Below are 15,707 nucleotides of genomic sequence, written 5' to 3'. Positions count from 1 at the left end.
TTTTATAGTTTCCTAAACAACAAAAAAACTGCACCCCAGTTGTAGATTATCTACAATTGGGGTGCAGTTCCTTTTGTATGGCTTAGTTTACACTAGTACTTCTTTATAACCCTTAGGATGACCGCAAGAATATCGAGTGACAATTTTGAACGGAACGATAATTCGTTTAATTGGCTCTTTAGGATTCTCTATAATTTGAATCAAGCTTTTCGCTGCCTGGTATCCCAGATCGAAAATGTTAATATCTACAGAAGTTAAAGGCGGTCTAGCATCTCGGCAATCAGTACATTGTTAAAGCTGACGATAGAAACATCTTGTGGCACTGCAATTCCCATTTCATCCAGCTTATTCAACACACCTAGTGCCATCAAGTCATCGGCAACTACCATTGCGGTAGGTGGCTGATCTAACGAAAGTAAAACCTCAACAGCATCCTGGCCGCTTTCACGTAGGAATTCATCATTGACAATGTACTTATCTTCCAGATGGATTCCAGAGTTTCTCAAAGCTTTTTCATAGCCAAGCAGACGTTCAACAGTCACGACTAAATCCAGATTTCCTCCAATAAAAGCAATACGGTCATGACCAAGCTGGATTAGATGCTCGGTCACTTCTTTGCCTGCTTTAAAATTATCGTTATCGACATAATTAGTGTTTTCATCATCTTTAAAAGGCTTACCAATCACAACAAACGGAAATTTTCTTTCCTTCAAATAAGCAATGACCCTGTCTTCCACCTTTGAATATAAAAGAACCACACCATCTACTCTGCCGCCCTGAACCATCGCGACCACACCATCGAAGATTTCATCCTCTGTTTTTCCAGTTGTCATGTGAAGAGCGTATTGCTTTGAATGCGCTCCTTCGCTCAAACCTGTTAAGACAGTTGGAAAGAACGGATTCTGAAAGACGACATCAGTAGAGCTTGGCATGACCAGGCCGATTGCCCGGGTAGATTGGCTAGCTAGGCTTCTGGCGATGAAGTTTGGGTGATACCCAAGCTGGTCCATAACCTCCCTGACTCTCTCTTTCGTTTTTTCGCTGATCCTCGGACTATTGGCGATTACACGCGAGACAGTTGAAGGCGCGACGTTAGCTACCTTCGCAACATCTTTTATTGTGACAGCCATTAAGTTTCCCCTCCCTTTTGCCAGAAAAAACACTTATCTTTATTATAAATGATTTGTCCCGTATTTTTTCTTATTTTTTCAAGCCTCCATTAAACAACAATGGAGGCAAGTTTTGGTCTTGCTCTCACTATTCCTTGCTTCGTTTCCTTCTTTTGAAAAGGAGGAAAATGAAGCCGAAGAACGCTGCATATACAGCACCCATTACAGTTAAATAAGGAATATTCAATCCTGTCTTATCGGCAAGCACATAAATTTCTGCTTTTTCACGTTCCAATGCAAGCTTATACTCTCCATCCTTGCTTCTGACAAGGTCATCCGCAAGCAAGCCCCTCAACTCTTTATCATCTTCCAGCTGATCCGCTGTCAGTGTGACATTCTGGGTATTCGAGGTATTATTGATTGCAATGACAGAAGTTTCGTTTTCATAGGTCCTCTTGAAAACGGCCATACCCTTCTTTTCATATAGAACTTCCAAATCGCCTCTCCTTAATGAAGGAAGGTCATTGCGCAGTTCACCAATTTTCGTGATGTAATCAATTAATTCTTTATCCGCCCTGAAACTCATCTGTCTGCGGTTATCCGGGTCTTCCCCGCCGTCCAGGGCTATCTCACTTCCGTAATATACAATCGGGATTCCTGGAGCAGTATACATATATGTCAGCGCCATCTTCCATCTCGTTCCTGGATGATGCCTGTTCTGGACTGCTTTCCTTGTGAACCTGACCATATCATGGTTGTCGATAAAATTACCCATCAACTCAGGGTTCTCATAAATCGCTTTATTTCTTTTCGCTGTTGCCATTAGCCAGTCCAAAGTTTGATCTGGTTTTTCGAATGCCGTGCGCAGCTGCTCATTCAATGGAAAATCAACAAAACCATCGATGCCTGCTTTATCATATTCTGCAATATAATTTGGATCATCAGACCAAACCTCGCCAATCAGATAAAAGTCATCCTTGATACTTTTCACTTCTTTTGAAAAATCAGACCAAAAATCAACCGGTACGTGGCGGACAGTATCCAGCCTGTACCCGTCAATATCCGTTTCTTCAATCCACCATTTAGCTGCATCCAGTAAATATTTCCTTGTTTCTGGATTTTCCTGAGCTAAATCGGGAAGTCCATAAAGCCAGTTATTCTCCAGTTGTTCCTGGTCATTCCAGTCAAAGATATCCTGTTTTTCATGGAACCAGTCTTTCTTGGCTGGATCATTTACCCATTCATGTTCTGGAGCGACATGGTTGACAACAAAATCAAGAATGATCTTGATATCCCGATCATGTGCCTCTTTTACCAGCTCTTTGAACTTGTCAACGCTTCCGAAATGCTCTTCTGTATTATAGAAGTCCTTGATCCAATACCCATGGTAGCCTTTATCGACATTATCGAAAACAGGCGTCAGCCAGATGGCGGTAAATCCCATATCCTTGATGTAATCCAGCTGATCGATGACACCCTGGAAGTCGCCTCCATGATAGGCTTTAGGATCATTTGCATCCACCTCGAAATCATTGCTATTGTCACCGTTGTTAAAACGGTCAACCATTAAAAAATAAATTGTTTCATCCTGCCATTTGCGTCCTTCATTTTTAACCGCGCCTGCCGGGAGGGCGTTAAAAAGAAGAAACCAAATCAAAATGAAGATGAGAATCTTTTTCATCTCCGGTCCTCCTCATAATTTAAGCAAAGGCCAAATATGGCCTTTGCTTAAAATGTCTTTGCCCTAATAGATTATCCTTTTGTTCCTCCTGCCGTCAAACCAGAAACAAAGTATTTTTGGAATGACAGGAACAGGATTGCAATCGGAACAGCGATCAGTACGGCACCGGCAGCAAATGTTGTGAATTCTGCACCGAACTGTTTGGCTACCATATCATATAGACCAACAGCAAGTGTGTACTTTTCTTCCGTTCTTAATAGAATTCTCGCAAGGATGAAATCTCCAAATGGAGCGATGAACGCGAACAATGCTACAACCGCGATGATAGGTGTCGCAAGCGGCATGACGATTTGGAAGAAAATCCTCAAGTGGCCGGCACCGTCCATTTTAGCTGATTCATCAAGTTCTTTCGGGATTGTATCAAGATAGCCCTTCATCAACCAAGTATTCATCGGGATTGCGCCCCCAACATATACAAGAATCAAGCCTAAATGAGTATCAAGTAAGCCAGTCAATAATGCAAGGATGAAAATAGCGATCAGCGCTGCAAAGTTTGGAATCATCTGCAGGATCAGGAATGTCATCAAACTGTTTTTACGTCCGATAAAACGATATCGTGAAAATGAATACGCCGTCAGGCTGACAAGGATGACTGTAAATACCATTGTCAGTACACTTACCTTCAATGAATTCCAGTACCAGTACAAGTACGCGCTCTGGTTAGTATCGAAAAGCTCCTTATAGTGAGCAAGCGTTGCATTTTCCGGAATGATGCTTGAACCGGACAAGCTTTGCCCCGGGTTGAAGGATGAACCGACAATCCAAAGGAGCGGTAGATAATGATCGCAAACATTGCCAAAATCACAAGATACGTTAGTGTCAGTCTGATATATTTCTGTCGTTTGATACTCATATTACATCATATCCTCTTCTTGGAATGATTTCGTTCTCTTGAACTGCCATAAAGCTACTCCAATAACAATCAATGAAAGAAGCATTGTGATAGCTGCAGCTTTTGAATATTGTGCAGATGTCATTGTGAGACTGTAAATCCACGAAATCAAGATATCTGTTCCTCCGGCATTCGCACCCGAAACTGCAGGTCCGCCGCCATTGAAGAGATAAATAATATTAAAGTTATTGAAGTTGAATGTGTACTGCGTAATAAGGATTGGCGCTGTAGCGAATAGGACAAGCGGCAATGTAATGTTCTTGAATTTTTGGAAGTTCGTCGCGCCGTCCACAGTTGCAGCTTCGTACAATTCTTCCGGAATGGATTGAAGTACACCGGTTACCATCGCGAAAATGAACGGGAATCCAAGCCATGTTTGAATCATGATCAAGGCGACTTTGGTATACATCGCTTCAGTCATCCATGGTATTGGATCGATTCCAAAGAAACCAAGAATGTCGCGGTTGATGGCACCGAATGATTCATTGAACATACCAGCAAATACAAGGATTGATACGAAAGCAGGTACTGCCCAAGGAAGAATGAACACAGTACGGATGATTGCCTTTCCTTTTACATCCTTCTGGTTTACGAGAATTGCCAGGAACATTCCCAATGCAACCTGGAAAGTTGTAGCAACGAATGTCCAGATGATTGTCCATGAAAGTACAGAGAAGAATGTCTGACGCCAAGATTCTAATTGAAACAAATCAAAGAAGTTTTTAAGTCCAACCCAGTCAACCAGCTTTGCAGGCGGTGAGTGGTAAAGATCATAGTTTGTAAATGCGAGCAAGACTACGAAAATGATTGGGAAAACAACAACGAAAATTAGAAGCAGGAATCCCGGTGACATGATTAAGTATGGGAATCCATTATCAATTAAATTGTTGTATTGTTCCTTAACAGTGCTAAGACGCTCTCCCATGTCTCTCTTCAGGCCAGTCTTATATGCATCATTTAAGTTGAATAGATAGAAACCGATTCCAAAAAGCAGGACAATCAGTGCCAGGATCCCTTCAACCATTAAGAAGATGGAATGGTCACGTGGCGTCTGCTCTCCAAGAGTAAACAAACCCCATAAACCCATGTTAAGCAGATCTGCGAATACACCGAAGAATGCACCGGTTAAAATAAGAAATGCGATCCCTTTTAAATATTGTTTGTTGTATAGCTGTCCTAGCCCTGGAATAATCGAAAGGGCTGTTGCTATTCTACGGTGGTTGGTTTGATAGGATTTCTTCTCCATCCTATATTCCCCTTTCTCTTTCTATGTTTTTTAAGGCACTAATCGTTTAACCCGCTTCTTATGCTTACTTTAAACCATTCTCAGTCAATCCCGCCGCTTTGCTAATAGGCTTTTTAGAAGAATGGATAAGTAATGAAAAGAAACTACGATCTTTGCGAAGAGACCTTGTTAAAAGCATCAGATGCTTTATGAGAACGAATACATTGTTTTCCTTACTGGAATTTTCTCGACGCAACACTTATTTATTGTATCGAATTTTCCTGTTTCCACTCTCATGAAGCACCTGATTAGGTATAAATCTATTTTAGCGCAACCGTTTGCTCAATGAAAGACTTTTTTACTGCAGTTTTCGTAAACTTTGTGACTTTTCACATTCCGTCTACGAAAAAAACAGAAACTGGAATTTCATAGTGGAAAATATAACAGTACCTCCCAAGGGAGGTACTGTTACCTTGCTGCTATTATTTTGCGTGGTTTTGCTGGATGTTTTGTTCGATTTGCTTTACAGCGGAATCAAGAGCTTCCTGTGGCTTAGCTTTGCCTGTTACAACAGTTTGCAATGCGCTTGCCATTGGTCCCCAAACCTCACCCATTTCAGGGATGTTAGGCATTGGAACTGCGTCTTGAGTCTGAAGTGCAACAGCTTTAGCGCCTTCGTTCTCAGCGATTGCTGGATCGTCAACAAGTGCTACGTTTGTTGGAACTTCAGCCGTTTGTTCGAAACGGTATTTCGCATTTTCGTCGTTAGTGATGTACTCAAGAAACTTAACAGCCCAATCTTGGTTCTTAGAGTAAGAAGAAACGTGCCAGCCTTTTACACCCATGAATGTCTTCATTGGAGTGCCATCAGCAAATTTAGGGAATGGAGCTACACCAAACTCGATGCCAGCATCTTTCATTCCGCCGAATGCCATGGTCCGTTCATAACAGAAGCAACTTTACCTTCGTTGAATAGTCCGTCCATAGCAGATCCGCCGTTTTCACCGATAATTCCGTTAGGGAATAACTTTTCAGCGTACCACTTCTGGATGTATTCAGTACCTTCTACTGCACCTTCGTTGTTCAAACCAAGGTCTTGTGGATCAAGAGCGCCGTCTTTTTCCCCGAATACATAACCGCCGTTGCCACCGATTGGAGCGTGCGCAAAGTAGAAGTTATCCCAAAGAGCAAGGAAACCGTACTTGCCATCTTTAGTGTTAGCTTTTGCGAATTCGTATAAATCTTCCATTGTAGCAGGAACTTCAGTCATAAGAGCTTTATTGTAGATGAATACTGGAGTTTCAGCAGACTTAGGAAGTCCGTATAGTTTACCATCGAAAGATTGTGCATTGATTGAAGACTCAGAGAAAGCGCCCTTCACATCGTCGCTTACCTTTAGTTCAGTGATGTGTCCTTGAACTGCAAGCTCACCAATTTGGTCGTGTGGAAGAGTGATGATGTCCGGGCCAGTTCCCGCAGGACCGTCAAGACGTAATTGTTCTTTCATTTTTGTAGCCATTTCTACTTCTTTGAACTCGATTTTAACACCATGTTCTTTTTCGAAGTCTGCTGCTACTTTTTCAAGCCAGCCAGACTTATCTTTGTCTTCCCAAACTACTAGCTTCTCTGGTTTAGAAGCGTCTTCTGTTTTCTCGCCGTTGTCTTTTGAACCTGTGTTTTCTTCTTCTTTAGGTCCACAAGCTGCAAGTGCGCCGATCATTAAGATCAGCATCATGAAAATCGACAATGTCTTTTTCATGTGTATACCCCTCCTAAAAATATGTTGTAACTAATTATTGCGCAGAACGTTCAATGTCTGTGCAAACGTTTGTAACTCTGTTTGCAAGTCTATGAAAACGATTGCACAACCTACCTCTTATTATAAAGACTAAAATACTTTTGACAACTAGTTTTTTAAATTTTTTTTTAAGTGATGTGAATTCGTTAAAGTTTTGTGAATCGATTTTTTATTAATTGACATTTCAAAATGAGTGTTCTACCCTTGTTTTATTCTTGATGTATTGTAGCGCTTTCCGTTAAAATTTCATCAGATAGAGCATTAAATTCAGTTAGTGCTCGTTTGAAGTCACAATCATAATCAGTTAATAGTGAAAGGAATGGTTTCCAGTTGTTAAAAGAAGCGATTTACCACCGTCCTAAAGACAATTATGCATACGCTTGCACTAACGTAGAACTACATATTCGCATTCGCACTAAAAAAGATGATATGAAAGAAGTTTCCCTTTTAAATGGCGATCCATATGACTGGCAGGATGGAAAATGGAATACAAATACCGTTCCTATGATCAAAAGCGGATCAGACCAGCTGTTCGATTACTGGTTCGTCTCTATTAAACCTCCTTTCCGCAGGATGCGTTACGGTTTTATTTTAAATGATGGCAACGAAACAGCTTGTTTGACTGAAAAAGGGTTTTATGGAGAACCTCCTTTGGATGATACAGGCTATTATTATGCCTTCCCTTACCTTAACAATATTGATGTGTTCCGTGCTCCTTCATGGGTGAAAGATACAGTTTGGTATCAGATATTCCCTGAGCGCTTTGGCAACGGAGATCCTTCAAATGATCCAGAATGTGCTTTGCCTTGGGGCAGTGCTCCTCCCGAACGGGATAATTTCTTTGGCGGCGATCTCCAGGGTGTAATAAACAATATTGATTATCTTGCTAAGCTTGGCATCAACGGTATTTATTTTACGCCTATCTTCAAAGCCTATTCCAACCATAAGTATGACACGATTGATTATATGGAAATCGATCCGCAGTTCGGGGATAAAGAAACGATGAAAAAGCTGGTACAGGTATGCCACGATCATGGCATCAAGGTCATGCTCGATGCTGTCTTCAATCACAGTGGGTTCTACTTCCCTCAGTTCCAGGATGTACTTGAAAAAGGTGCGGAGTCTCCTTATAAGGACTGGTTCCACACTAATGAATTCCCGCTAGTAATGGAACCAAGACCGAATTATGATACCTTCGCTTTCGAGAAATCAATGCCGAAGCTGGATACGGAAAATCCTGAGGTCATTGAGTACCTGCTTGAAGTTGGCCGATACTGGGTCCGCGAGTTTGATATCGACGGCTGGAGACTGGATGTCGCCAATGAAGTCGACCACTCTTTCTGGAGAAAATTCCGTACTGAAGTGAAAGCAATCAAGCCTGATCTCTATATACTCGGTGAAATCTGGCACGATTCAATGCCATGGCTGCGCGGCGACCAGTTCGACGCTGTCATGAACTATCCTTTTACGACAAACATTTTGAATCTATTTGCCCGTGGATCCATCACGGTAAAAGAATTCATCGAGAACATGACGACAGTCAATCATATGTATCCGAAGAACGTCAACGAGGTTGCGTTCAACTTGATTGGCAGCCATGATACACCAAGAATCTTGACTGAGTGCGGAGGCGACGAGGATAAAGTAAAACAAATCTTCACTGTATTGCTCTCTTACATCGGTACACCATGTATTTATTATGGCGATGAAATCGGCATGAGTGGTCCACAAGATCCGGGATGCCGCGAATGTATGAAGTGGAATGAAGAAGATCAGAACCAGGAGATGTTCGCACACGTGCAAAAGATGATTCAGCTTCGCAAAGAATATCCGCTTCTGGCAAATGAAGGTGAACTTCACTTCATCCCGTCTGACTACCATGAAAGCTGCTTTGCTTACACGAAGTCCAATGGTGACACAACCATTATGGTCGTCGTGAACATGAGCGATGAAGAGGCAGTCTATCCTCTGCCATTTAACCTAAAAGGCAGGAAAATCACCAATATCTATACTGGCGAAGAATACTCAGCTGAAAGCGATGATCTCACAGCCAAGATTGCTGCAAATGGATTTGCATTGTTCCAATTTTAAATTAGCAAGCCCCTTTCCTGCCTGGAAAGGGGTTTGCTCTTTGTGCTGTTCGTGGACTTTTACACTTTTAATGATTTTTTATCCTTATCGCGGAAATGTTGCAGTTTTTTGCGGAATTCCTGCTGGTTTTCGCGGAATTACTTCGTATTTTCACGGAATCACTTGGGTTTTTCGCTGAATCACTGCCAAAAATCGCGGAATAATCATTTGCGTGCTCTTTAAACACAAAGGAATACTGGTTATAACAGAATAAATTTGTTAATACACAACTTTTTGGAACAAATTTTACTATTCAGCTCCTTTTCCGATATATTTTTTTCGTAAAACGAATCTTTTTCACTTCAAATTCCTCCTGTAGTCTGTATACTTAAGGAATTACAACATGGAGATGTAAAACATGAAGAATAAAACTGGTAAACTATCACTTTTTGCCATTACATGGCCTCTTTTTATTGAAATTCTGCTTTATATGCTGATGGGGAATGCCGATACGCTGATGCTTTCCCAGTATTCGGATAATTCCGTGGCTGCTGTCGGTGTTTCCAACCAAATCCTGTCCATGGTCATCGTTATGTTCGGCTTCATCGCGACTGGTACCGCAATTCTTGTTGCGCAGAACCTTGGCGCGAAAATGGATGACGATGCCCGTGAAGTTTCTGTGGTCTCCATCGGCGCAAACCTTGTATTCGGATTGATTCTGAGCGGTGCTGTTTTCATTTTCAGCGAGCAATTACTGCGAATAATGGACCTGCCGCCCGAGCTGTTTGAAGAAGCTAATTCCTATCTGAAAATCGTCGGCGGATTTTCGTTTATTCAATCCTTAATCATGACGGTGAGCAGCATTATCCGCAGCTATGGCTTTACCCGAGATATCATGTATGTCACGATTGGGATGAATGTGCTGAATGTCATCGGCAACTATTTGTTCATCTTCGGGCCATTCGGCTTCCCTGTCTTAGGTGTAGAAGGTGTGGCGATTTCCACCACTGTCAGCAGAATCCTCGGATTGTTGGCTGCCATTTACGTCCTGACCAGGCGAGTCCCTGGATCATTGCCTATTTCGATGCTTTTCAGCTTTCCAAAAAAACATTTGAAAAATCTGCTTAATATCGGGATTCCTTCTGCCGGCGAGCATTTGAGCTACAATGGATCGCAGATGGTGATCACGTATTTTATCGCTACCCTTGGAACCCAGGCTTTAACAGCTAAGGTTTATACTCAAAATGTCATGATGTTCATCTTCCTTTTCAGTATCGCCATCAGCCAGGGCACACAGATTTTGATTGGCCACATGGTAGGCGCAAAGGAAATTGAGAATGCTTATAAGCGGGCACTAAAAAGCTTGAAGCTGGCGATTATCATTTCGATCGCCACTGCTGCGCTTGTCTCCTTCTTCTCGAAAGACCTGCTGGGTATCTTCACTGATAATATGAGTATCATCGAACTCGGCACCACATTGATCTTGCTTACGATCATCCTTGAACCAGGCAGATCTTTTAACCTGGTGCTGATCAGTTCACTCAGGGCGGCCGGAGATGTGAAGTTCCCAGTTTATATGGGCATTCTGTCAATGTGGGGAGTCAGCGTGACTTTGTCTTACTTCCTGGGAATCTATTTCGGTATGGGGCTTGTTGGGATATGGATCGCCTTTATCGCCGACGAATGGCTGCGCGGTCTGCTTATGCTGTGGCGGTGGAGGTCGCGGGTTTGGGTGAAGAAGTCTTTTATTCCTGATGCCTCTCAAGTGCAGGCAGAATAGGAATGGAGATCAAACTGCCGCATAAGGATACGATTCGCTCTTAAATATACTCTTATAGATGACATTTCCCTCGCATAAGGGTATGATTCACTCTTAATTGTACCCTTATAGATGACATTCCCCTCGCATAAGGGTATGATTCACTCTTAATTGTACCCTTATAGATGACATTTCCCTCGCATAAGGGTACGATTCGCTCTTAATTGTACCCTTATAGATGACATTCTCCTCGCATAAGGGTACGATTCGCTCTTAAATATATCCTTATAGATGAAATTTTCCTCGCATAAGGGCACGATAATGTCATTAAAAAGGTTCGGACTCCTGACTCGCCGGGATGCAAAGCACTAAGAATATTTAAAAGCAAGCCCACATCCCGGGCTTGCTTTTTCAGTCCGCAATATTAATATTATAATCCCTGAACCAGATATGAATTTGCGCCAGCTGTGCGAGGAGCTGTGGGCCTGTCATTAGCTGGCCGAACCAAGGCACTTTGAAGGATGCGCCCTCGGACTCAATCATTTTTTGCAGTGTAGCCCTGTCAAAGAATTCATGCAGCGCACTGTTCGAATCAGCCATGAATTCTGACAGCATCCCCTGTACTGTCTGCGTATAGCCCGGGTGATGAGTCTTAGGATACGGACTTTTTTTACGATATAATACTTCATCTGGCAATGTGCCCTCCAATGCTTTGCGCAGGATTCCTTTTTCTCTGTTGCCGTGCATCTTCATTTCCCATGGGATGTTCCAGACATATTCAACAAGCCGGTGGTCGGCAAACGGTACCCTCACCTCAAGGCTGGCTCCCATGCTCATCCGGTCTTTCCGATCTAGAAGTGTTGTCATGAACCAGATGATATTCAGATAGAATAATTGTCTGCGCTTAGCCTCTACTTGACTTTCACCATCCAGTACCGGCACCTCTGCGATCGTATCGTTGAATTTTGCCATCATATAATCTTCCAAACTCAATTTTTTACGCCAGTGGTCCCTCAGCATGTTTTGACGTTCATTAATCGACCGCATCCATGGAAATCCTGGTCTATTCAAGTCTTCCTCTGTGGAACCACGGGTAGCCGCCAAATATCTCGTCAGCACATTCACCTGAAAGTCCTACGGTAAAATCCTGTTTGATTTCCCGGCAAAACCAGAGCAGTGATGAATCGATGTCAGCCATTCCTGGCAGATCCCGGACATGGACAGCTTCAGTTAGATAGCCAGCCAGATCCTCCTGGGAGATGATGCTGTTATGGTGAACAGTACCAAATGTTTCCGTCATTTTATTGATCCAGAAGGCATCGGCATTTGGCTGGAATTCGTTTTCTTTGAAATACTGGTCATTTCCTTCGTAATCGATTGAGTAAGTATGCAGGCTGCCCTTTCCCTCCGCTTTATAATGCTCAGCTGCAATAGCAGTGATTGCGCTTGAATCCAGTCCTCCTGAGAGGAAGGTGCATAGCGGCACATCTGAAACCAGCTGTCTTGTGACAGCATCTGTGAACAATTCCCGCACTTTTTCAGCTGTTTCATCTAAAGTATCGCTGTGTTTCTCACTTTTTACGTTCCAATACCTCCAGACTTTCAGCCCGCTTTTTGAAAAAGTCATCCCATGGCCAGGTCGGAGCTCTTTCATGTTTTTAAAAATACCTGCCCCGGGAGAACGGGATGGTCCAAGCCCAAACACCTCACAAAGTCCTTCCCTGTCTACCTCAGCCTTCACCTCCGGATGTGCCAGCAGTGCCTTTTGTTCAGAAGCAAACATAAGACCAGATGCTGTTTCAAGAAAAAACAGCGGCTTCACACCGAGTCGGTCACGGCCAATGAACAATTGTTCTTGCTCGTGATCCCAAACAGCAAAGGCAAAGATTCCGTTTAAATGCTCCAGGCAGTTTTCCTTCCATTCCATGAAAGAAGTAAGCAAAACCTCTGTATCAGAATGACCGTTAAAAGAATATCCTTTTAATAGCAGTGCTTTTCTGAGGTCTTCCGTATTATAAAGTTCTCCGTTATAACAAATGGTATAACGGTTATCTTCTTGTGTTCTGGTCATTGGCTGTTTGCCGCCCTCAGGATCGACAACGACCAGCCTTTTATGACCCAGCGCGGCGTGCACAGATGTCCATACATTGGTATCGTCGGGACCTCTTTTACTCAAAGTTTCCGCCATTTTTGCCATGGTCTCGCGTTCATGATCCATATTTTTACGATAGTCTACCCAGCCAGTTATTCCACACATTTTTTGATCAATCCTTTCAGCGGAACTTTTTAATGTCAATAAGCACTTTCAGAAACTAGACAATTGCTTAAGCATTACTCATCTTATGCACAAACATCCCAACTGGTTAATTGCCTATCTTTTAAATCATGTTATAAATTCGCTAAAATCTGTCTACAAAGAAGGTGAGCGATAATTAACGGAGGATCCAAATGAATCGACAACAACGAAGCAATCTAATTGAATTCCAGCCCCGAGCCTTCAACACCGGGACAGTAGAATATATTAATTCACAATGGGTTTTCTTTGATGAAGAAACAGAAGAGGCCGCACTTGTCGATGAATTCATCCATCAAGAGGTTGAAGTGCAGCGAAACAATAAATGGTGCAAGGGGTTTTTGGTGGATAATGGCTGCATCCAAACCGGGGGTGAACAAATCACTTTGCAGGACCAGGAAATGATCAGGATCAGGAAACAATTGATCTATTCATTCGAGCGCCTGCTTGATGAACTGAATGATGAAGCTTTTGTCCAATTTATCAATACATTGAATTCGCTCAACTTTTCGATCTATGACTGCATTTATTGTTATAACCACCTGACCTTCCTTGATCATGAAAAAGGGGTTTCAGGAGTCAATTTTTTAATTCTTGATAATGAAGAATTCATCTGCAGTGTACAACATCACTTTGACTACTTTGAAACACAAAATGACAGGTTCGAATTGACCTTGAATAACGGGAAACGGACCGTTATTGAGAGAATTTCTTAAGTGACAAAAAGAGCCTGCACTCATTGTGCAGGCTATGAATTATTTTACGGTATACTCAACTTTTTCCACAGTCCTGAAGCCTTTTTCGAAAGCATCTATATCAAGCGGCTTTTGGATGTAGTAACCCTGGGCATAATGGCAGTCCAAATCTCTTAGAAGGTTCAGCTGTTCATGTGTTTCAACACCCTCGGCAACAATTTTTACGGAGAGCCCCTGTCCCATCGTGATGATTGCCTTGACGATTGCAATATCTGATGGGTCATCATGAAGATTATTGATAAATGACTGGTCGATTTTGAGCGTATCGATTGGCAAATTGCGCAAATAGCTTAATGAAGAATAACCTGTCCCAAAATCATCAATCGAAACCTTTACCCCAAGTTCCTGTAACGATTTCATAACCGAAATGCTATAGACGATATCTTTCAGCATCGCGCTCTCTGTCAGTTCCAGGGAAAGGTACCCTGGTGCAAGCTGTGAAGTTTCCAGCGCTTGTATTACCTGTCCAATAAAAGCATGCTGCTGGAACTGATAGGCTGATACATTTACCGAGATACCGAGATTCGGGAATCCATTCTGCTGCCAGGCTTTTGTCTGGACACATGCGGTGGTCAGCACCCATGCTCCGATTTCTTCAATCAACCCTGTTTCCTCTGCCAAAGGTATGAATTGTGCTGGCGAAACCAGCCCAAGATGCGGATGCTGCCAGCGTATAAGGGCTTCTGTACAGGTTATCTCTCCTGATTTCAAGTCCATAAGCGGCTGGTAGCAAAGATGGAATTCATTCTTTTGAAGCGCTTTCCTTAAATAGCTTTCAAGCTCAAGCCGGACCATTGCCTGATCGTTCATTCCCGTTGAGAAGTAAGTAATCTTGTTGCCGCCCTGATTTTTCGAACGGTTCATCGCAATATCCGCATTTTTCAACAGTACATGCTCATCAAGACCATCCCCCGGGAAGGAGCTGATTCCAATGCTTGCCGTAACGATGAATTCCTGACTCTGGTAAAATAAAGGCATTGAAATAAGATTCTGTAATTCCCTGGCTGTTCTTGTCGTCTGGTCAATGCTGACATTCTCTGTCAGCAGCATCGTGAACTTATCCCCGCTGAATCTTCCGAGATAAGCGCCTGCTGGAAGCCGAGCCTGAATTCTTTCTGCCAGTTCTTTCAAAACAATATCACCAGCATAATGTCCGAGACTGTCATTGATGATTTTGAAACGGTCTATATCAATGACAAGAACAGCAAGGAGTTCTTTCTTTTGCCTGGCACGGTGAATCATTTCTTCGAGCTGTTCGGTAAACCTCATCCTGTTCGGCAATCCCGTATCCTGGTCGTAGTAGGCAAGCTGAATGATCTTTTCCTCTGTTTTTTTCTGGAGTGTAATATTCCGGCCAATACCATACGTTCCTACACATGTACCATTTACCGTAATCGGAATATTTTTGATCTGAAAAATCTGGGTTTCACCGCTCTTGACTGGAATCTCAATTGTGTAGGTCTGATCTTTTCCCTTTAGCGCCTGAATAAAATGCATTTTGGCACGGTGCACATCTTCCTGGTTGATAAAGTCGAGCGCTGACCTGCCGATAAGTTCATTTTCGGTATAGCCAAAGGTTTTCATGAATGCCTGGTTTATACTTGTGAAATTCCCTGTCAAATCAGTTGAATAGACAAAATCTCCATTGTTATCAAACAGCGAACGATAGTATTGCTCGGACACTTCGAGGCTTTCGTTAAGCAGAAGGATGTCTTGTTGTGAGGTTTCGACAAGATTATTCAATGTGTTGATCGTGTACTCATCTTGAAGAATAGGATTAAGTTCCTGTTTATCGAAAACGGTAAATGAGATAACGAATTGATTATCACCAGTGAAGCAGCCATTTGCTTCACAGCTCAACACAATGGAGGCGGGCAGCTGCTTTTTTAGCAACTGCTCCATATGCTGAAGCACAGGTTTATCTTTTTGACTGAAAAAAATCTGCACCAATACATTGTGGTGGTCTTTGAATGAATTGCCCTCTATAAAGCTATTAAGTTGTTTGTCATTTTCGTAAACGCAGCTTTTTGTCGTAGCCATTGCATTCTCCAATTATTATATTTCT

6 protein-coding genes and 4 pseudogenes are annotated in these 15,707 nt (G+C 42.5%); 3 read left to right on the top strand and 7 right to left on the bottom strand.

Annotated features, from left to right (window positions below; genetic code table 11):
* Positions 1–87: 87 nt before the first annotated feature.
* The 5 genes and pseudogenes from JCM21738_RS10430 to JCM21738_RS10410 form a co-directional block, all read right to left on the bottom strand.
* Positions 88–1,130: pseudogene (locus tag JCM21738_RS10430) on the bottom strand (LacI family DNA-binding transcriptional regulator).
* A 127-nt stretch (positions 1,131–1,257) separates the two neighbouring features.
* Positions 1,258–2,790, bottom strand: a complete 1,533-nt coding sequence (locus JCM21738_RS10425; protein ID WP_023615331.1) for an alpha-amylase family glycosyl hydrolase — start codon at positions 2,788–2,790, stop codon at positions 1,258–1,260.
* A 71-nt stretch (positions 2,791–2,861) separates the two neighbouring features.
* Positions 2,862–3,703: pseudogene (locus tag JCM21738_RS10420) on the bottom strand (sugar ABC transporter permease).
* A 1-nt stretch (position 3,704) separates the two neighbouring features.
* A complete protein-coding gene (locus JCM21738_RS10415) occupies positions 3,705–4,988 on the bottom strand; it encodes an ABC transporter permease subunit (RefSeq protein ID WP_023615333.1) in 1,284 nt (427 codons plus the stop codon).
* A 461-nt stretch (positions 4,989–5,449) separates the two neighbouring features.
* Positions 5,450–6,726, bottom strand: a pseudogene (locus JCM21738_RS10410) (sugar ABC transporter substrate-binding protein).
* Between the two features lie 369 nt (positions 6,727–7,095).
* On the opposite strand from JCM21738_RS10410, the gene JCM21738_RS10405 reads away from it, so the two are divergent.
* Positions 7,096–8,856: an alpha-glycosidase gene (locus JCM21738_RS10405; protein ID WP_023615335.1), complete on the top strand. Its 1,761-nt coding sequence runs from the start codon at positions 7,096–7,098 to the stop codon at positions 8,854–8,856.
* 397 nt (positions 8,857–9,253) lie between these two features.
* Complete coding sequence (locus JCM21738_RS10400) at positions 9,254–10,615, top strand: MATE family efflux transporter (protein ID WP_023615336.1); 1,362 nt, start codon at positions 9,254–9,256, stop codon at positions 10,613–10,615.
* Between the two features lie 390 nt (positions 10,616–11,005).
* On the opposite strand, the pseudogene asnB reads toward JCM21738_RS10400, so the two are convergent.
* Positions 11,006–12,851, bottom strand: a pseudogene (gene asnB / locus JCM21738_RS10395) (asparagine synthase (glutamine-hydrolyzing)).
* Positions 12,852–13,042: 191 nt separating this feature from the next.
* Here asnB and JCM21738_RS10390 point away from each other — a divergent pair.
* Positions 13,043–13,603, top strand: a complete 561-nt coding sequence (locus JCM21738_RS10390; protein WP_023615338.1) for a DUF2777 domain-containing protein — start codon at positions 13,043–13,045, stop codon at positions 13,601–13,603.
* A 39-nt stretch (positions 13,604–13,642) separates the two neighbouring features.
* Here JCM21738_RS10390 and JCM21738_RS10385 read toward each other — a convergent pair whose 3' ends face one another.
* Positions 13,643–15,682: a sensor domain-containing protein gene (locus JCM21738_RS10385; RefSeq protein WP_081742103.1), complete on the bottom strand. Its 2,040-nt coding sequence runs from the start codon at positions 15,680–15,682 to the stop codon at positions 13,643–13,645.
* Between the last annotated feature and the right edge of the window lie 25 nt (positions 15,683–15,707).

This window comes from Mesobacillus boroniphilus JCM 21738 (assembly GCF_000517385.1).
GTDB lineage: Bacteria > Bacillota > Bacilli > Bacillales > Cytobacillaceae > Mesobacillus > Mesobacillus boroniphilus.
Note: the sequence above shows the minus strand (reverse complement) of the source record. Positions and strands in the feature narration are given on the sequence as shown.